The organism is Methylobacterium brachythecii (assembly GCF_014196345.1).
GTDB classification, from domain to species: Bacteria; Pseudomonadota; Alphaproteobacteria; order Rhizobiales; family Beijerinckiaceae; genus Methylobacterium; species Methylobacterium brachythecii.
Genome location: NZ_JACIDN010000002.1, coordinates 356,945 through 374,608, shown reverse-complemented (window position 1 = coordinate 374,608; position 17,664 = coordinate 356,945). Strand labels below are relative to the sequence as shown.

Genomic DNA, 17,664 nt, shown 5'->3' with positions numbered 1-17,664 from the left:
TCCTCGATCGAAGGAAGTTTTCATTCCCACGCATCCGGCGAACGTCGTGACGCACGCGGACACGCAGAAACTGTCCCGCCTCGAAGGTTCAGAACGGTCACGGTCCTTCACGGTTCCCCCCTGGCCGGGGAGCTTCTCCTGCGCTCAGAAGCGGTAGTTCAGCCCGGCGCGGGCGAGCCCGAAGCCGGAATCGGAGCGGCCGGTGCCGTAATAGGCCGGCGTCGTGGCGTCGTAGTAGGTCGAGCCCGGCGTGCCCTTGCCGAGGTTGACGTAGAGCCCCTCGACCTTGACCGAGACGTGGTCGGTCAGCGCGTATTCGACGCCGCCGCCGACCGCGTAACCGATGCGCGAGGTGTCCGGCAGCGTGTAGGGATATGCGCTGGCGCTGGAGGGCAGGCTTCCACCGCCATAGGCGAGACCGCCGGTGCCGTAGACCAGCCAGCGGTCGAAGGCGTAGCCGAGACGGCCGCGTACCGTGCCGAGATAATCGAGCGAAGGCGAGACGTTGTAGTACGGCGTCGTGCCGATCGCGGTATTGCCGCGCGAGAAGGCTGCCCCCTGGATGTCCGTCTCGATGCCGATCACGAATCCGGAGCCGGGCGTGAACTGATAGTTGTAGCCGAGCTGGCCGCCGCCGACGAAGCCGCCTCGATTGCCGCCGCCCGTGACCGTCCCGTAGGTCGGGTCGGTGAAGCTCGACGAGCCGGAGGTGAAACCGTAGCCGGCGTTCACGCCGACATAGATGCCGGTCCAGGTGAAGACGGGCGGGATCGGCAGCGGCGGGGGCGGGGCGGCCCGCCTGGGCAAGTCCGCAGCCTGGGCTGAGACAGCAGCCAAGGTGCCGACGCACAGGGCGGCGGCGAGCAGTTTTCCGTTCATGTCGCTCTCTTTCGTGACGTCGGCCCTTTTCGCGTCGGGGGCCGGATCGATCGGCGCCGGGGCGCCGAAAACTTTCAGAGTGCCAGGAGCATCAGGCCCACCGTGGCGGCGGCGATCACGAGGCACAGGGCAAAGTCGATGACGTGCTCCCCACCGCACGGGTCGCGCTCGCGAGGCATCGCCTCTTCGGGGTGGTCAAGCACTGGCCGGCCGAAAAGGGGGCCGGGGCGAGCCAGTAGAGTGAGGCTGCTCATCGCGTGCTCAGGCTCTGGCCGAACTTCGCAGGGGCGAAGCGGAGCGTCATCGCGCTCGAAGGGTTCGCCGCCGTCCCACTTCGAGGGGGGGTGCGCAGGACGGCGGCGACTTGCGCCGGATCGGATGCGTTGCCGTGGAACCGGTCGGCGAGTGCGCATCCAATGACGGGCAAGGACAGCGCGGCCAAGAAGAGCAGGCCGCGGCGAAAGGGGTGGAGCGAAACGTCGGCGAGGGATGCCGGGGGCCGACGCACCGAGAGGGGTTCGTCAGTTGACAGGTGGGCAGCTCGAACCTCGGTCATGTTTCGTGTCCATGGGAAATTTGAACACGCAAAAGCTACGTGTGCAAAATTCCCACGTCAATTCGAAATCTGCGGTGTGAGGTGTTGAAGCGCACATTGTGGGATTGTGTCCCACGCGCCTCCGAGTACATCTGTGGTCATGTCCGTGCCGCCCGACATGCCCGAAATCTCAGATGCCGCCTCGCCGCAGGCCGCAGCCCTGCACGCGCCGGTGGCCCGCCTGCTGCGGCCGCTGGTCCGGCTGTTCGTGGCGCGCGGCATCACCTTTCCGGCTCTGACCAACCTGCTGCGCGAACTCTACGTGAACGTTGCCGAGTACGATTTCGCCTTGGCCGGCAAGGAGCAGACGGATAGCCGCGTCAGCCTTCTCACCGGGATTCACCGCAAGGAGGTCAGGCGGTTGCGCGGAGCCGGTGCGCCGGTGAGCCAGGTGCCGGGCGTGGTCTCGCGCACGAGCCGGATCATCGCGCGCTGGGTCGCGGCGCCCGAATTCACCGATGCGCAGGGACGGCCCCTACCGCTTCCCCGAGCGAGCGAGGACGAAGCGCCGTCCTTTGAGTCATTGGTGGCCGGCGTGACGCGGGACGTGCGGCCGCGTGCCGTCCTCGACGAGTGGCTCGACCGTGGGCTCGCCGCGCTCGACGAGCAGGGCCGGGTGGTACTGCGCGAGGCCGCCTACCTGCCGCGCGGCGGCGGCGAGCCGCAGCTCTATTATTTCGGTCGCAACCTCCACGACCACGTTGCCGCCGCAGTCGAGAACATCGTGGGCGAGGAGCCGCGCTTCCTGGAGCGGGCCGTGCATTACGACGGCCTCTCCCAGGCACTGGCCGAGAGGCTGGAGGCGAGGGCGCGCGAGATCGCGATGGATGCTTTGAGGCAGGCGAATGCCGAGGCGCACGAGGCCTGCATCGGCGATCCCGGCGGATCGCATCGCTGGAACTTCGGCATCTACGTGTATCGCGAGGACACGCCGCCCGCGAGCGCGCCTTCGGCCCCCGCCGCAGACGCCTAAGGGGAGGCGCTCATGAGCGACGCTTTCTCCCCGCGGCGACGTAGGTTCCTCGGGCTGCTCGGCGGCCTGCCGCTGCTGCTCGCCTCGGTGCGGATGCCGCGGGCGCAGGTCGATCCGGGCGATCGCGGCATCGGGGGCACCGGCGCGCGGCCGTCCGAGGACGAACTGCCCGGCGGCGACCGCGGCATCGGCGGGACGGGCGTGATCGGCACGATCCGGCGCTTCGGCTCCATCGTCGTCAACGACCTGCGCATCGCCTATCCGCGCGACGTTGCCGTCCGTATCGACGGCGTGCCGGCGCGGGTCTCGGACCTGAAGATCGGGCATGTTGTGCGGGTGGTGGCGCAAGGCGGGGAGGGCGCGCTCTCGACGCACCGGATCGACGTCACCAGCGAGGTGGTCGGCCCGGTCGAGGCCGTCGCCAGAGGGCGCATGACCGTGCTCGGGCAGTCGGTGTCCTCCTCCAAGGGATCCGCCTGGAAGGTCGGGGACCGCGTCGCCGTCAGCGGGTTGCGCCGGAGTGACGGCACCATCGTCGCGAGCCTGATCGAGTCGCGGCCGGCGGGGCCGGCCCTCGTCGCCGGACCGGTCCGCAAGGGCCCCAACGGAGCGCCCATGATCGGCAGGTTGAAGCTCGACGGGCTGAAGGCAGGGCTCGTCGGTCGCCGCGCCGCGGTCGAGGGCGAGCCGGCATCCGGCGGCCTCGCGGTCTCCACCGCGCGGGACGTCAGCCGGCCGTTCGCCGCGGGACTCGGGCGCGCTTCGATCGAGGGCTACGTCGTGCGGCAGGGCGATGGTCTCCACCTCGGCTCGGGGCTGCGGCTGGCGAACGCCTCAGGTCTCTCGGTCGCGAGCGGAGCCCGAGCCGTGATCACCAGCGCCGTGGCGGCGGACGGACGGCTGAACGCCGATTCGCTGCGCATCCAGGGCCGCGACGATGCGGGCGGTCGCAGGGGGCTCGGGGGCGAGCGCCCGAACGGTTTCGGACCCGGCAGGAGCCAGCTTCCCGGCCGAGGCGGCTTCGATCCCGGATCCAGCAACCCGATCCCGGGCAACCCCGGCCGCAGCGGCCTCGATGGACTGCCGGGCAGGGATGGTCTCCGGATCGACACGCGCCCCGTCCCCGGATTCGGCGGGGGAGGCGATGGCGGCTTTGGCGGTGGCCGGCCCGGTCTCGGTGGCGGCGGAGGCCTAGGAGGGGGCGGGCTCGGCGGTGGTGGTCCGGGCGGTGGGCTCGGTGGCGGAGGCCTCGGTGGATTCGGCGGCGGTCCGGGCCGGGGCGGTCGCTGAGCGGTCGTCAGGCCGCGGCGAGAAATTCGCCGCAACTCGGGACACAATCGGGTTTCGGGCGTTCTGTGATCGATCCACCCGCCGCGCGGCTCATCGCGCCGGGCGGATGGCACCCGTTTCGAGGAGTATGGACAATGGTTGATACGGATCGCGTCATCGGCGGCGCCAAGGAGCTTGGCGGCAAGGTCCAGAGCGCGATCGGCGATGCCGTTGGCTCGTCGCGGGACTCGCTCGAGGGCCGCTACCGCGACGTGCAGGGCAAGGCTCAGCAGACCTATGGCGAGGCCAAGGACAAGGCGCGCGACGTCGCCGACGATGCCAGCGATTACGCGAACGACGCCTACGATCGCGGCACCCAATATGCCCGGGACGCCTATGATCGCGGTGCTGATTACGCGCGCGATGCTTATGACCGCGGCAGCGACTATGCGCGCGACGCCTATGACCGGAGCGGCGACTATGTCCGCGATGGGCATCGGGCGGTGACTGCGCGAGTCGAGGAGAATCCGATGGTCGCGCTGCTGATCGCCGGCGCCGTCGGCTACGGCCTCGCCCTGCTGCTGCACAGCCGCCGCTGAGCGGCCGCCCGAACCAAGCCCCGTCGCCGAGCCCGGCGGCGGGGTTTTTTCGTGCTGTGGGGAGGTGGCAAGGCGCTACGGCCGAAAGCCCTCGAACACCATCTGGTCGGCATGGGCTGCCGCGTTCTTGCGCTGATCGTCGGTGCGCACCGTCCAGGTCATCACCGGCATCCGACCGAGGTGGCGGCAAAGATAGGGCACGCCCCCCGGGAGGTCGTCGACGCGCCAGGACAGGAAATCCGGCCGGGTGTCCTCCAGGTGAAGCAGGTTGGCGAGCCCGAAACGCTGGGCCGCGCTGAGCCGCCCATAGGACGGATCATCCTGGCTGCTCTCGCCGACGATCCCGCGCGGCACGCCCTTGGCCAACTCGGCCAATGCGCCGACGATGCGCGGATCGAAGGATTTCAGCGCCACCGGCCCCTGATAGCCCGCGACGACCTCGGCGACGCGGCGAGCGAGCCGCTGGTCGTCGTCGAACTGCGTCTTCACCTCGATGATCAGTGGTGTCCGCCCAGCGATCACCCGCAGGAAGTCGGGCAAGGTCGGGATACGTTCCGCCGTGCCCGCGATGGCGAGCGTCGAGAGATCGGCGGCATTGCGCGAGGCCGTCGGTTCGCTCGCCTTGGTCAGGCGCCCCAGCGCGTCGTCGTGGAACACCATGGCCTCGCCATCGAGGCTCGGCTGCACGTCGCATTCGATGGCATAGCCGCCGGCGATGGCGGCTTGCGCCGCGGCGATCGTGTTCTCGGGGATGCCGGCCGTGCGGTCATGCAGCCCGCGATGGGCGATCGGCCGTTCGATCAGCCAGCCCGGCGCGGCCATGCTCAGTGCACTTCGAACATCGCCTCGACTTCGACGGCCGCATCGAGCGGCAGCTCGGCGACGCCGACGGTCGAGCGGGCATGGCGGCCGCGATCGCCGAGGATCTCGACCATCAGGTCCGATGCGCCGTTCATGATGGGCGCGAGGCCGGCGAAGCTCGGCACGGCGTTGATGAATCCGCCGAGACGCACGCATTGCACGACGCCGTGGTCGAGATCGCCGATGGCGGCCTGGACCTGGGCGAGCACGTTGAGCGCGCAGAGCCGCGCAGCGGCGATGCCGGCTTCGGCCGAGACCTCGGCGCCGAGCTTACCTTTGTGGACCTCGGCGAGCTTGCCGTCGGGGCCGAAACAGATCTGGCCGGAGATCACCACGAGGTTGCCGGTGCGCACGAACGGCACGTAGTTCGCGACTGGTGCCGCCGCCTTCGGCAAGGTGATGCCGAGCTTCTCGAGACGTTCCTTGACCGAACTCATGGGCCGTGTCCCCGCTGATGCTTGAGTCTTCGGGCGGTCTGAGCACAGGGCGCCGGCTCTGTGCAAGCCGATCGACGAGAAGCCTCGTCACGGACTGTCACAATTGACACGCAGGGCGCATGTCATAGTAATCGCGCGCGTGCCGCCCGTTTCCGAGGCGGCACTTTCTTTTGGAATGGCCGCATCGCGCGGCCTCGTCACGGAGAGCCCATTGGCGTCCCACTCCGCACTCGTCTCGACCTATAACCGCGCGCCGCTCGCCTTCGAGCGCGGCGAGGGCGCTTGGCTCGTGGCGGAGACCGGCGAGCGATATCTGGATTTCGGCGCCGGCATCGCGGTGAACGGGCTCGGCCATGCGCATCCGCATCTCGTCGAGGCGCTGACTGCCCAGGCGCAGAAGATCTGGCACACCTCGAACCTGTACCAGATCCCGCAGGGCGAGAGGCTCGGCCAGCGGCTGGTCGACGCGACTTTCGCGGACGTCGCCTTCTTCGCCAATTCCGGAGCCGAGGCCAATGAGGCCGCCATCAAGATGGCGCGCAAGTATCACGCGGCGGGCGGCCATCCCGAGCGCTACCGGATCATCACCTTCGAGGGCGCCTTCCACGGCCGCACCCTGGCGACGATCGCGGCCGGCGGACAGGCGAAATACATCGAGGGCTTCGGCCCGAAGGTCGACGGATTCGATCAGGTGCCTCTCGGCGATTTCGAGGCGCTCGCCAGCACGATCGGACCGGAGACGGCCGCCCTGATGATCGAGCCGATCCAGGGAGAGGGCGGCGTGCGCAACGTTGATGCCGAGATCCTGCGTCGCCTGCGCGCGATCTGCGACGAGCACGGCCTGCTGCTGATCTTCGACGAGATCCAGACCGGCGTCGGGCGCACGGGCCGGTTCTTCGCGTACGAGTGGAGCGGTGTCACGCCGGACATCATGTCCGTGGCCAAGGGCATCGGCGGCGGTTTTCCGATCGGCGTCTGCCTCGCGACGGCCGAGGCCGCACGCGGCCTCACCGCCGGCACGCACGGCACCACCTTCGGCGGCAATCCGCTGGCGATGGCAGTGGGCAACGCCGTGCTCGACGTGATCCTCGCCGACGGTTTCCTGGAGCGCGTCCAGCAGGTCTCGCTGCACCTGAAGCAGCGGCTCGCCGAGCTGGTCGACCGGCACCCGCGGGTCTTCACCGAAATCCGTGGCCAGGGGCTGATGCTCGGGCTCAAGCTCAACGTACTCAATACCGATTTCGCGGCAGCCGCCCGCGCGCAGAAACTGCTCGTGATCCCGGCCGGCGACAACGTGGTGCGTCTGTTGCCTCCACTGATCATCACGGAAGACGACGTGGCCCAGGCGGTCGACCGCCTGGATGCCGCCGCGAGTACCATCGAGGCGCAGGTCCGCGGAGCGGCCTGAGCCCGGCAACCGAGAGCATGCTGCGAAACAGTGGACACGGTTTTTCGCACCAAGCATGTTCTAACTGATTGAAGCGATCATGATTTCAGCGTTTTGACCGAGGCGGTCGAAACGCAGCATGATCTGGCGAACGACAAGCGAAGCACGACATCATGGCCGCGACTGCGAACGGGGCGGGACGGGACATCCGCCACTTCCTCGACCTCAAGGATTTCTCTGGAGCCGACCTGCGCCGCATCATCGATGCCAGCGCCAGCATGAAGAGCGCGCGCCGCAAGGGCCGTCTCGCCGAGGATCGCCCCCTGACCGGGCGCCAGCTCGCCATGGTGTTCGACCGGCCCTCGACCCGGACCCGCGTCTCCTTCGACATCGCCATGCGCGAGCTCGGCGGCGAGACTCTGATGCTGACCGGCAAGGAGATGCAGCTCGGCCGCGGCGAGACCGTCGCCGACACCGCCCGCGTGCTCTCGCGCTACGTCGATGCGATCATGATCCGCATCCTCGACCATGGGCTGATGGCCGAACTTGCCGAGAACGCCTCGGTGCCAGTGATCAACGCGCTCACCAAGGTCTCGCATCCGTGCCAGATCATGGCCGACGTGCTGACCTTCGAGGAGCATCGCGGGTCGATCAAGGGCCGCACGGTGGCCTGGTCGGGCGATGCCAACAACGTGCTGGCGAGCTGGGTGCACGCCGCGGCGCGCTTCGACTTCACCCTCAACGTCGCAGCGCCTCCCGAACTGGCGATGCCGTCCTCGCTGGTCGATTGGGCCAAGCGCGAGGGCGCGCGGGTCAACGCCACCACCGACGCCTACGAGGCGGTCGACGGCGCAGATGCCGTCGTCACCGATTGCTGGGTCTCGATGGGCGACGATGACGAGCATTATCGGCACAACCTGCTCTCGCCCTACCGGGTCGATGCCGGCCTGATGGCGGCCGCCGCGAAGGACGCGATCTTCATGCATTGCCTGCCGGCCCACCGCGGCGAGGAGGTCACCGCGGAGGTGATCGACGGCCCGCAATCGGTGATCTTCGACGAGGCCGAAAACCGGCTGCACGCGCAGAAGGGCATCCTGGCCTGGTGCCTGGAGGCGCCCGGCCTCGCCTGAGCCGAGGAATCGCGAGGGCGTTCATCCACTGCCGCGTACGCCAGGCCACTTGAGACGGCCACGCTGGAGTCCCATTTCCAGCGCGGTACCCGTGGAGCATTGAAGCCGTGACCGAGCGCCGTCTCATGCGCTGCATCGCCGCCGCGACCGGCTTCGGTCTCGTCGCCGGCCTGCTGTCGGGCTGCGCCGGCGACATGCAGGCCAATACTGGGCTGCCGAGCCTGTATCTTCCGCTCACCACGGCGAGTGCGTCAGTGGACACCGCGGCGGCTCGCGACATGATCTCGGCCTATCGCAAGGGCCGCGGCGAGGCGGCGCTCACGGTCGATCCGGAACTGCAGAAGCTCGCGGAGACGGAGGCCGCCGCCATGGCGGTCGCCGACAAGCCGAGCCAGAGCCGTACCGTGTCGGCAGCGATCGGCCGCCTCGGCTACGCCTCGCCCGGCGCGAACCTCTCGGCCGGCTATCATACCCTGGCCGAAGCCTTTTCCGGCTGGCGCGACAGCCCTCCGCACAACGCAGTGATGCTCTCCGCCGACGCGACCCGAATGGGGATCGCCACGGCCTATGCGCCGGGCTCCAAGTACAAGGTGTACTGGGCGCTTCTGGTCGCCAAGTAGGAACGCCCATCGCCCGCCATTGCTGGGCGGCCTCCGAACGACGGCGTTCGGGGACGCGATCCGACTTGCACAACCAGCGTTCGCATTCTACCAACTAGTAGGATGAGTATGGTGGAACGCGTGTCGGTCGACGTGTCGATCCTTCGATGGCGAATGCCAGCGCTTGTGCTTGCGGCCGTGACAAGCTGGAGCGCAGTCGCGGCCGAGCGTCTACCGGCCGGAGCCTCTTCCTGCTCGGGCTGTCACAGCGCCGGTTCGACCGAGATGCCCGCTTTGACCGGCTTCACCGTCTCCGAGATCGAAGCGGCCATGGCTGCCTTCCGCTCGGGCACACGCGGTGGAACAATCATGCCGCGCATTGCCAAGGGTTTCTCACCGGGCGAGGCGCGCGCAATCGCAGCCTTCCTCGGACGCGACCGGCAGTCCGCGCCGTGAGCGACCGCGCCAACCGCCGCCAGGTTCTCGGCGGATTGACCGCGACGGCGCTCGCCGCCCCGGCCCTGGCGCAGGGCAAGCCCGCGATCGTGGTGGTCGGCGGCGGCTATGGCGGCGTGACGGTGGCGCGCGAGCTGGTTCGGCTCGGCCTCGGCGTGACGCTGGTCGAGCCCTCGGCAACCTACACGTCCTGCCCGTCGAGCAATGCCGTCATCGCGGGGATGATGCCGATTTCGGACGTGACCTTCGACTACGCGGGCGTAGTACGCGCCGGCGTCACGGTGGTGCAGGACACGGTGACGGCCATCGAGGCGCAGGCCCGGCGGGTTCGGCTCACGAGCGGCGGCAGCCTCACGTACGACCGGCTCGTGGTCTCGCCGGGCGTCGCGATGCGCTTCGACGCGATCCCCGGCTACGACGAGGCGGCGAGCCTGGCGATGCCGCATGCCTGGAAGGCCGGGACGCAGACCAGCCTCCTGATGCGCCAGATCGCGGCAATGGAGGATGGCGGCCTCGTCGTCATTTCGGTGCCGGCCATGCCCTATCGCTGCCCGCCCGGCCCCTACGAGCGGGCGAGCCTGATCGCGCACTACCTGAAGACGCATAAGCCGCGCTCGAAGGTGATCGTGCTCGATGCGAAGGACAGATATTCGAAGCAGCCGCTATTCGAGACCGCCTGGAAGACCCTCTATCCCGAACATCTCGAATGGGTGTCGGCCTCGAAGGGTGGCAGCCTGAAACGGGTCGAGGCTGGAGCGATGGTCCTCGAGGCCGAGGGCGGCCGGTTCGTTCCGGCGGTCGCGAACGTGATCCCGCCCCAGCGCGCGCCGGAGCTCTGCTTCCAGGCTGGTCTCGCGGATGCCTATGGCTGGTGCCGCATCGATCCGGTGACCTTCGAGTCGATCCGCGTGCCGGGCATCCACGTGCTTGGCGATGCCTCGGCGGCCGGGGCGATGCCGAAATCCGCCTTCTCGGCGAACGCTCAAGGGAAGGTCTGCGCCCAGGCGATTTCCGACCTCCTCGCGGGGCGAAAACCCGACGAGCCGCGGCTGATCAACGTCTGCTACAGCCTCGCCGCGCCCGACTATGCCTTCTCCGTCGCCGGGGTTTATGCGCCCGAATGGGATGCGTTGGTCTCCGTGCCGGGAGCCGGCGGACTGAGCCCCGACGATGCCGCGCCCGAAATCCGGGCGAAGGAAGCCGTGCTCGGCGCAGCCTGGTACCGCACGATCACCCGCGAGCTGTTCGGCTGATACCGGTTCGTTCGAGTGGGCACTCCCCTCCCCGCAAAGGGGAGGGGATAACCCGCGGCACCGGCTGCGATCGAACGGTAACCGTCGAGGCGCACAGGACCCGCCTAAGGCAGTCCCTTGCCGGCCGGCGTTGGCGGCGCTTCGGAGAGGAGCGTCACCGTCACGCGGCGATTGGAGAAGAGGTAGGGATAGTCGGGAAACATCGGCTCGGTGTCGGCCTTGCCTGCCTCCTCCGATCACGTCGCCCCGGCGGTGAGCTCGTCGCGGCGGTTGTGCGGCAGGTAGGCGATCAGCATTTCGCGCACCAGCGTGGCGCTCTTCTGGTCGCGGATCAGCAGGATGCCGTCGATGATGAGCGAGCGCGACACGTCCTCCTCCTCGAGCTTGAGGCGGAGTTTGTCGGCGAGCGGCAGGGCGACCATGTTCGCGATCAGAACGCCGTAGAGCGTCGCGAGCAGCGCAGTCGCCATGGCCGGGCCGAGCTTCGAGAGGTCGGACATTTGGGCGAACATCGTCACCGTGCCGAGGATGGTGCCGATCATGCCCCAGGCCGGCGCGCAATCGCCGAAGGCGCGATAGATCTTCGAGCCTTCGTCGAGATGCATGAGGAAATTGTCGCGCTCGCGCTCCATCGCGTCGCGGATGAACTCGCGGTCGTACCCGTCGGCGATGTAGCGGGCGCCCTGCGCGAGAAATGGATCGGAGATCTCCATCGACTCGAGCGCGATCGGGCCGGACTTGCGCACGACTTCGGCGATCTTGGTGATCTCTTCGATCAATTCGCGCGGCTTGCTGGCGCGCATGGTGAAGGCGAAGCGCAGGCCCATCGGCACCCCGTGCAGGATGGTCGAGAAAGGAAAGCGCATCATCGTCGCCATGGTGGCGCCGCCGAAGGTCACGATGAGGGCATGCTTGTCGTAGTAGGCGCCGAAATCGCCGCCATCGATCATGATCAGCGTGAAGACGACGCAGAAGCCGCCGAGCAGACCGATGCCGGTTGCGAAATCCATGACGCGACGCTCGGCCCTTGGCTCCGCGCATTCCCGCAGAGGAGTGCCTCAAGTCTAAAAAAACACAATGAACGAACCGTAAAAGCTGAAGCGGAAATCATTCCCCGGCTCATGCAGCGTTCAGCCTCGAATTGCGATAAGCCCTTCGTCACGATGCGATAAGGGCCGTCAGAGCCCCGATCGCACAGTGGCGGGGAAACGGCACCGCGGCCTCGCCCGGACCATTCCTCCGGGGCGGGCTGGGAGTTTTGTCCACGATGTCGATGATTCGTCTCTATGCGCGGGTCATGAGCCTTCTGAAGGCCGACCGGAATCTCGCGATCGGACTCGTTGCGGCCAACGTCCTGCTCGCGGTGGCGGCCTTTGCCGAACCGCTGATCATGGGCCGCATCATCGATGGTCTCACCCACCTGACGCGCGGCGCCAACGCCTTCGCGACGCTGGTGCCGTGGATCGGCGCCTGGGTTGTGTTCGGGCTGTTCACGATCGCGGCCGGCGTCACCATCGCCCTGCATTCGGACCGGCTCGCTCACCGCAACCGCCTGACCACGATGGCGAACTACTTCGAGCACGTTCTCGACCTGCCGATCGCCTTCCACTCGTCGAACCATTCCGGCCGCGTCCTCAAGGCGATGCTGGAGGGCACGAACGGCATGTCGTGGCTGTGGCTCGGCTTCTTCCGCGATCACTTCGTGTCGATCGTATCCCTCGGCGTCCTGCTGCCGCTGACGCTGTTCATCAACGTCTGGCTCGGCTCGATCCTCGTCGTGCTGGTGGTCGTGTTCACGGCGCTGACGAGCTTCGTCATGCGCCGCACCCTCGAGCTGCAGGGGGAGGTCGAGCAGTACCATTCCGGCCTCGCGGCCCACGCCTCCGACGCACTCGGCAACGTCGCCGTGATCCAGTCCTTCACCCGCGCCAAGGCGGAGAAGGACGCCATGCACGACATCATCCGCGATCTGCTGAAGGCGCAGATCCCGGTCCTGTCGTGGTGGGCGCTCGCGGCCGTCGCCACCAAGGCTTCCGCCACGCTGACCATGACGGCGATCTTCATCACCGGCATCTACCTGCACCAGCACGGCTCGGCGAGCGTTGGCGAGGTCGTCGGCTTCATGAGCCTCGCCACCATGCTGATCTCGCGCCTCGATCAGGTCGTGAGCTTCGTGAACAGCCTGTTCCAGCAGGCGCCGAAGATGCGCGAGTTCTTCGACATCCTCGATACTGTGCCGTCGGTGCGCGACCGGCCGGGCGCAAAGCAGGTCGCCCGCTTCGAGGGCGAGGTCACCTTTGCAGACGTGGGCTTCTCCTATGACGGCCGCCGCAAGGCGCTCGATGGCGTCTCCTTCTCCGCAGCCCCCGGCGAGACGGTGGCGCTCGTCGGCACCACGGGTTCGGGCAAGTCGACCACGCTCGGCCTGCTCCACCGCAGCTTCGATCCGGGCACGGGCTCGATCAGCATCGACGGCACGGACATCCGCGACATCGGCCTGTCGAGCCTGCGCCACAACATCGGCGTGGTCTTCCAAGAGCCGATGCTCTTCGCGCGGTCGATCCGCGAGAACCTGCAGGTCGGCCGCCCGGATGCGACCGATGCCGAGATGCTCGACGCGCTGGAGCGTGCCCAGGCCGGCGAGTTCATGGCCCGTCAGTTGGATGGTCTCGACACCGTCATCGGCGAGCGCGGCCGCTCGCTCTCCGGGGGCGAGCGTCAGCGCCTCTCGATCGCCCGCGCGCTGCTGAAGAACCCGCCGGTGCTGATCCTCGACGAGGCGACCAGTGCGCTCGACGCCACCACCGAGCGCAAGCTCCAGGGCGCGCTTGAAGAGGTCATGAAGGACCGCACGACCTTCGTGATCGCCCACCGTCTCGCAACGATCCGCAACGCCGACCGCATCCTGGTCTTCCACGAGGGCCGGATCGTCGAGAGCGGCACTTTCGACGAGTTGGTGGCCGAGGATGGCCGCTTCGCGGAATTGGCGCGGGCTCAGTTCATGGCGGCCCAAGCTGACGCCGCATTGGAGCCGGACGTCGACGCCATCGCGGCCTGACCGTTCGAACGCTCTCGGCGGTTCTCGTGCCGCCCGTCGAAGGCTCGGGCAACGCACCGTTGAGAAGAGCGGCTCGCGACAAAAAAAGACCTGCTGTCCGATCGGGACGCAGGCCTGTCGAGGCAGAGGGATGTCACACAGAGCATTGGATCAAAGCCGCGAGAGGGTGCGGGGTTCCTTCGCAATTCCTGCGTGAGAGCTGATTTCACAAATCCGCACCCAGACTGCGCCCGCCGAAGACTCGGCGGTTCCACATGGCGAGCAGGAACGACGGTGCGAGACAGCTTTGCTGTGGTGGAGTGCAGCATTGTTTGCCGTCGGGCGCCGTGTGCTGGGGCTCGATTGAGCGCAGCAGGGGTTCGGGAACCGCTGTAGGCCGTCACCGCTCGCCGGTCGGACGCGGCACGCCGTGCTTCGCCATCATCCGCGCCTGAAGTCGCCGACGACGCGCCGCGATCACCGTTCCGTTGATCTCGCCGCCGAACAGGAACATCGCGGCGAGCCAGTAGAGAAAGACCAGGAACACCATCGCCGTGGCGAGGCCGCCATAGGTCGAGACATAGGCATTCGAGAAGCGGTCGAGGTAGAAGCCGAAGCCGAGGCCGGCGAGGAACCAGAGCACCAGCGTCACGCCGATGCCCGGCAGCACAGCGGCGATCGGCCGGCTTCCGGCCGCGACGAATTTATGGGCGATGACGAGGACGAGCGCGATCAGAATCGCGGTGATGCCGATGCGGCCGATCGTGACCGTGAGGCCGAGCGTTTCGAGCCCCGGCGCGACGAACACCGCCTGCCTCCAGAGTAGGGGACCGAGCACCACCAGCAGCGCGAAGGCGAGCATCGCGAAGGCGCCGCAGATCACGTAGCCGATGGATTCCAGGCGGGTCAGCCACCAGGAGCGCATCTCGCGCCGTCCATAGGCGCGGTTCAGCCCGACTCGCAGCGACTCTACGCCGGACGACGAGAAGTACAGCGCCAGGATCAGGCCGACCGTCACCACACCGCTGCGCTGCTCGGTCAGCACGCGATGAACCTCACCGACGATCGGGTTGGCCACCTCGCGGGGCAGCGCCTCGAAGATCAGGGTGCCGGCCTTGTCCGCCAGGGAGGCCGAGCCGAGCAAGCCGGCAAGCGCGGCGAGCAGGATCAGGAACGGAAACAGCGACGTCAGCATCGACAGCGCGATGTGGCTGGCGATGGCCCAGCCGTCATGTGCGACGAAGCGTTGGGCGGCGACGCCGGTGACGTCGAGGCACTTGCGGATCGGTTTCACGGCAGGGGCGTTGTCGCGCTGTCCAAGGGCCGATATGGGGCCTCAGCCGACATACGCGGAACCTGGGCGGTTTCGTCAACGCAGGCCGGCCCGTCATGTCTCGCGCATGGCAGCCCGCCGATGGTTGCGGTTGCATCGACGGGTTCGCGCGTGTTCGAGCCCTCGGATCATGCCGAGGACACCCATCTCACTGCCGACGACCCTGATTCCTGGCCTGTTCGTGGTGATCTGGGCCACGGGGTTCGTCACGGCGCGCCTCGTCGCGCCCCATGCCGAGCCCCTGGCCTTCGTCGCCGTGCGAGTCGTGGTGACCGCCCTTGTGCTCGCCGCGATCAGCCTCGTCAGCGGCGTGCCCTGGCCATCGCGCCGGGGAACCCGCAACGCCCTGATCGCCGGGGTGCTCATGCAGGGCTTCTACGTCGCCGGGGTGTTCTGGTCGGTGCATCGCGGATTGCCGGCCGGCATCGCCGCGCTCGTCGGAAGCCTCCAGCCGCTGCTCACCGCCGCCATCGCCGGGCCGCTGCTCGGCGAGCGGGTCGCCGGACGACGCTGGGCCGGGATCGGTGCCGGATTTCTCGGCGCGGGGCTGGTGCTGGCGCCGAAGCTCGGCGCGGTGGACGCGTCCGGAATCCCGCCGGTGGCACTCGTGGCCTGCCTCGGCGCGATGGTCGCGATGACGCTCGGCACGCTCTGGCAGAAGCGCACGGGAGCGAGCACCGACCTCCTGGCGAACGCCACCATCCAGTTCACCGGCGCCTCGCTGCTCATGCTTCCCCTGGCCGCCCTGGCGGGCGATTGGAAAGCCGATCTCGGCTGGCCGCTCGCTCTCGGATTTACCTGGTCCGTGCTCGGCAACTCGGTAGCGGGTATCCTGCTGCTGATGGCGCTGATCCGGCGCGGGGCGGTGGCCGGCGTCGCCTCGCTCTTGTTCCTGGTGCCGCCGGTCTCGGCCCTGATGGCCTATGCGCTGTTCGGCGAGGCCCTAAGCCCGATCCAGATCGGCGGCATGACGATCGCAGCTGTCGGCGTCGCCCTCGCGAGCAGAAGCTAAGCCTTCCGGAATCAATGTATTTTGCATTCACGCAGGATCTTGGCGCGGCAAAGCAATAACCCCCTACTGCAGCGCCGCGTGAGCCTATAATGACCCCAAGGATTTTTGATTTCAGAGAGTGAACCATGGCCGCTTCTCCCGCCGTTCAACCGATCGACGACACGCAGGATCTGGTCGGCCAGACCCGCGCGGCCGCCGAATCCGCAGCGAAGCTGGTCGCCGAAGCCACCGCGCGGGTGCGCAAGCTCGTCCTAACCGCCGAGGGTAAGATCGACGCGGCCAAGCTCGAAGCCGAGCAGCACGCCGCGCACGGCCTCGCCTGGCTCGCCACCTACGGCGAGGCGGTGCGCGAGCTCTCCGGTTATGCCGAGCGGCTTCAGGGTGAGGGCAAGCTCGGAGAGACCGAGATCCTGCTCGTGAAGATCGGCGCCGGCGAATATCTCGACCAGATGTTCGGCGGCATCCCGATGAGCCAGGGCGAGATGGTGCGCCCGACCTCGTCGCTCGACTTCAAGCCGAGCGAATTGGCGCAGTACCGCAGCGAGGCCGTCGAGGCGGTGATCGCCGACGGCAACACCGCCGCCAACCGCAAGGCGCTGGTCGCCAAGATCCGCGAAAGCGTCGGCGCGGGCTCCGCGACGATCGGCGATTCCGGCCTCGACGAGGACATGGAATCCATCCGCTCCGAGATGCGCCGCTTCGGCAAGGCCGAGGTCGTCGAACAGGCCCATGAGTGGCATCTGAAGAACGATTACATCCCGATGGAGATCATCGAGAAGATGGCCGAGCTCGGCGTCTTCGGCCTGACGATCCCCGAGGAATACGGCGGCATGGGCATGCCGAAGGCCGCGATGTGCGTGGTCTCGGAAGAGCTGTCGCGCGCCTATATCGGCGTTGGTTCGCTCGGCACCCGCTCGGAGATCGCGGCCGAGTTGATCCTCGGCGGTGGCACCGAGGAGCAGAAGCAGCGCTTCCTGCCCAAGCTCGCTTCCGGCGAGATCCTGCCGACCGCCGTCTTCACCGAGCCGAATACAGGCTCCGATCTCGCCTCCCTGCGCACCCGCGCGGTGAAGGAGGGCGACGTCTGGAAGATCACCGGCAACAAGACCTGGATCACCCATCCCGTACGCGCCGACATCATGACGGTGCTGGTGCGGACCAAGCCCGAGGAGAAGGGCCACCGCGGCCTCTCCATGCTCATCGCCGAGAAGCCGCGCGGCACCGATGCCGAGCCCTTCCCGGTCGAGGGCCTGACCGGCGGCGAAATCGAGGTGCTCGGCTACCGCGGCATGAAGGAATACGAGCTGTCCTTCGAGGGCTTCGAGGTGCCGGGCGCCAATCTCCTCGGCGACGTCGAGGGCAAGGGCTTCACCCAGCTCATGCAGACCTTCGAATCCGCCCGCATCCAGACGGCGGCCCGCGCCATCGGTGTCGCCCAGGCGGCGCTCGACGTCGGCCTGCGCTACGCCGAGGAGCGCGTCCAGTTCGGCAAACCGCTGGTCGAGTTCCCGCGCGTCGCCGACAAGATCGCGATGATGGCGGTCGAGATCAACATCGCCCGCCAGCTCACCTACTTCTCGGCCCGTGAGAAGGACGAGGGCAAGCGCTGCGACCTCGAAGCGGGCATGGCCAAGCTGCTCGGCGCCCGCGTCGCCTGGGCGGCGGCGGACAACGCTCTGCAGATCCACGGCGGCAACGGCTTCGCGCTGGAATACACGGCTAGCCGTATTCTCTGCGACGCGCGCATTCTCAACATCTTCGAAGGTGCAGCTGAGATCCAGGCGCAGGTGATCGCTCGCCGTCTGCTCGAGGCTGCGTAAAAGACCGAAAGAAACCTTGCGCCG

General features: G+C 67.9%; 17 protein-coding genes. 11 read left to right on the top strand and 6 right to left on the bottom strand.

The annotated features are described in order from the left end of the window. Window positions 1-144: 144 nt before the first annotated feature. Both GGR33_RS05775 and GGR33_RS05770 read right to left on the bottom strand, forming a co-directional pair. Entirely contained in the window at window positions 145-879 is a 735-nt protein-coding gene (locus GGR33_RS05775; protein WP_183502813.1) for an outer membrane protein, read from the bottom strand. Window positions 880-953: 74 nt separating this feature from the next. Beyond that, on the bottom strand, window positions 954-1,133 hold the full coding sequence (locus tag GGR33_RS05770) for a hypothetical protein (RefSeq protein WP_183503630.1): 180 nt from the start codon (window positions 1,131-1,133) through the stop codon (window positions 954-956). 441 nt (window positions 1,134-1,574) lie between these two features. On the opposite strand from GGR33_RS05770, the gene GGR33_RS05765 reads away from it, so the two are divergent. The 3 genes from GGR33_RS05765 (at window position 1,575) to GGR33_RS05755 (ending at window position 4,315) form a co-directional block, all read left to right on the top strand. Beyond that, window positions 1,575-2,447, top strand: coding sequence for a DUF6502 family protein (locus GGR33_RS05765; protein ID WP_246412864.1), 873 nt, complete (start codon window positions 1,575-1,577; stop codon window positions 2,445-2,447). 12 nt (window positions 2,448-2,459) lie between these two features. Continuing rightward, the gene (locus GGR33_RS26215) at window positions 2,460-3,737 is read left to right on the top strand and encodes a DUF5666 domain-containing protein (RefSeq protein WP_183502811.1); all 1,278 of its coding nucleotides are present in this window, start codon (window positions 2,460-2,462) and stop codon (window positions 3,735-3,737) included. A 134-nt stretch (window positions 3,738-3,871) separates the two neighbouring features. After that, window positions 3,872-4,315, top strand: coding sequence for a CsbD family protein (locus tag GGR33_RS05755; protein WP_183502809.1), 444 nt, complete (start codon window positions 3,872-3,874; stop codon window positions 4,313-4,315). Window positions 4,316-4,390: 75 nt separating this feature from the next. Here GGR33_RS05755 and GGR33_RS05750 read toward each other — a convergent pair whose 3' ends face one another. Further along, complete coding sequence (locus tag GGR33_RS05750; protein ID WP_183502807.1) at window positions 4,391-5,137, bottom strand: glycerophosphodiester phosphodiesterase family protein; 747 nt, start codon at window positions 5,135-5,137, stop codon at window positions 4,391-4,393. A 2-nt stretch (window positions 5,138-5,139) separates the two neighbouring features. Then, the gene (locus GGR33_RS05745; RefSeq protein ID WP_183502805.1) at window positions 5,140-5,613 is read right to left on the bottom strand and encodes a RidA family protein; all 474 of its coding nucleotides are present in this window, start codon (window positions 5,611-5,613) and stop codon (window positions 5,140-5,142) included. Window positions 5,614-5,788: 175 nt separating this feature from the next. On the opposite strand from GGR33_RS05745, the gene GGR33_RS05740 reads away from it, so the two are divergent. The 5 genes from GGR33_RS05740 to GGR33_RS05720 all read left to right on the top strand — a co-directional run bounded on the left by GGR33_RS05740 (window position 5,789) and on the right by GGR33_RS05720 (window position 10,438). Then, complete coding sequence (locus tag GGR33_RS05740; RefSeq protein WP_183502803.1) at window positions 5,789-7,021, top strand: aspartate aminotransferase family protein; 1,233 nt, start codon at window positions 5,789-5,791, stop codon at window positions 7,019-7,021. Window positions 7,022-7,173: 152 nt separating this feature from the next. Continuing rightward, complete coding sequence (gene argF / locus GGR33_RS05735; protein ID WP_183502802.1) at window positions 7,174-8,130, top strand: ornithine carbamoyltransferase; 957 nt, start codon at window positions 7,174-7,176, stop codon at window positions 8,128-8,130. Window positions 8,131-8,255: 125 nt separating this feature from the next. Continuing rightward, window positions 8,256-8,750 carry a CAP domain-containing protein gene (locus GGR33_RS05730; RefSeq protein WP_183503549.1) on the top strand — a complete coding sequence of 165 codons (495 nt, stop codon included), beginning with the start codon at window positions 8,256-8,258 and terminating at the stop codon, window positions 8,748-8,750. A 264-nt stretch (window positions 8,751-9,014) separates the two neighbouring features. Then, complete coding sequence (locus tag GGR33_RS26390; RefSeq protein WP_246412863.1) at window positions 9,015-9,185, top strand: c-type cytochrome; 171 nt, start codon at window positions 9,015-9,017, stop codon at window positions 9,183-9,185. Beyond that, entirely contained in the window at window positions 9,182-10,438 is a 1,257-nt protein-coding gene (locus tag GGR33_RS05720; protein ID WP_183502798.1) for an NAD(P)/FAD-dependent oxidoreductase, read from the top strand. The genes GGR33_RS26390 and GGR33_RS05720 overlap by 4 nt, the downstream gene beginning before the upstream one ends. Before the next feature lie 236 nt (window positions 10,439-10,674). On the opposite strand, the gene GGR33_RS05715 is transcribed toward GGR33_RS05720, so the two are convergent. Further along, window positions 10,675-11,448, bottom strand: a complete 774-nt coding sequence (locus GGR33_RS05715) for a motility protein A (protein WP_183502796.1) — start codon at window positions 11,446-11,448, stop codon at window positions 10,675-10,677. Window positions 11,449-11,705: 257 nt separating this feature from the next. Between GGR33_RS05715 and GGR33_RS05710 the strand changes: the two genes are divergently transcribed. Continuing rightward, window positions 11,706-13,496, top strand: a complete 1,791-nt coding sequence (locus tag GGR33_RS05710; protein ID WP_183502794.1) for a glucan ABC transporter ATP-binding protein/ permease — start codon at window positions 11,706-11,708, stop codon at window positions 13,494-13,496. A 379-nt stretch (window positions 13,497-13,875) separates the two neighbouring features. Here GGR33_RS05710 and GGR33_RS05705 read toward each other — a convergent pair whose 3' ends face one another. After that, on the bottom strand, window positions 13,876-14,769 hold the full coding sequence (locus tag GGR33_RS05705; RefSeq protein WP_183502792.1) for a YihY/virulence factor BrkB family protein: 894 nt from the start codon (window positions 14,767-14,769) through the stop codon (window positions 13,876-13,878). Between the two features lie 169 nt (window positions 14,770-14,938). Here GGR33_RS05705 and GGR33_RS05700 point away from each other — a divergent pair, with 169 nt between their 5' ends. Both GGR33_RS05700 and GGR33_RS05695 read left to right on the top strand, forming a co-directional pair. Beyond that, a complete protein-coding gene (locus tag GGR33_RS05700) occupies window positions 14,939-15,820 on the top strand; it encodes a DMT family transporter (protein WP_183502790.1) in 882 nt (293 codons plus the stop codon). 125 nt (window positions 15,821-15,945) lie between these two features. Next, complete coding sequence (locus GGR33_RS05695) at window positions 15,946-17,640, top strand: acyl-CoA dehydrogenase family protein (protein WP_183502788.1); 1,695 nt, start codon at window positions 15,946-15,948, stop codon at window positions 17,638-17,640. Window positions 17,641-17,664 lie beyond the last annotated feature (24 nt).

Coding starts and splice junctions, on each gene's coding strand:
- GGR33_RS26390 (WP_246412863.1), top strand. CDS start 9,015: ATGCCCGCTTTGACCGGCTTCACCGTCTCCGAGATCGAAGCGGCCATG.
- GGR33_RS26215 (WP_183502811.1), top strand. CDS start 2,460: ATGAGCGACGCTTTCTCCCCGCGGCGACGTAGGTTCCTCGGGCTGCTC.
- GGR33_RS05700 (WP_183502790.1), top strand. CDS start 14,939: ATGCCGAGGACACCCATCTCACTGCCGACGACCCTGATTCCTGGCCTG.
- GGR33_RS05765 (WP_246412864.1), top strand. CDS start 1,575: ATGTCCGTGCCGCCCGACATGCCCGAAATCTCAGATGCCGCCTCGCCG.
- GGR33_RS05695 (WP_183502788.1), top strand. CDS start 15,946: ATGGCCGCTTCTCCCGCCGTTCAACCGATCGACGACACGCAGGATCTG.
- GGR33_RS05730 (WP_183503549.1), top strand. CDS start 8,256: ATGCGCTGCATCGCCGCCGCGACCGGCTTCGGTCTCGTCGCCGGCCTG.
- GGR33_RS05750 (WP_183502807.1), bottom strand. CDS start 5,137: ATGGCCGCGCCGGGCTGGCTGATCGAACGGCCGATCGCCCATCGCGGG.
- GGR33_RS05755 (WP_183502809.1), top strand. CDS start 3,872: ATGGTTGATACGGATCGCGTCATCGGCGGCGCCAAGGAGCTTGGCGGC.
- GGR33_RS05775 (WP_183502813.1), bottom strand. CDS start 879: ATGAACGGAAAACTGCTCGCCGCCGCCCTGTGCGTCGGCACCTTGGCT.
- GGR33_RS05740 (WP_183502803.1), top strand. CDS start 5,789: ATGGCCGCATCGCGCGGCCTCGTCACGGAGAGCCCATTGGCGTCCCAC.
- GGR33_RS05770 (WP_183503630.1), bottom strand. CDS start 1,133: ATGAGCAGCCTCACTCTACTGGCTCGCCCCGGCCCCCTTTTCGGCCGG.
- GGR33_RS05710 (WP_183502794.1), top strand. CDS start 11,706: ATGTCGATGATTCGTCTCTATGCGCGGGTCATGAGCCTTCTGAAGGCC.
- argF (WP_183502802.1), top strand. CDS start 7,174: ATGGCCGCGACTGCGAACGGGGCGGGACGGGACATCCGCCACTTCCTC.
- GGR33_RS05745 (WP_183502805.1), bottom strand. CDS start 5,613: ATGAGTTCGGTCAAGGAACGTCTCGAGAAGCTCGGCATCACCTTGCCG.
- GGR33_RS05715 (WP_183502796.1), bottom strand. CDS start 11,448: ATGGATTTCGCAACCGGCATCGGTCTGCTCGGCGGCTTCTGCGTCGTC.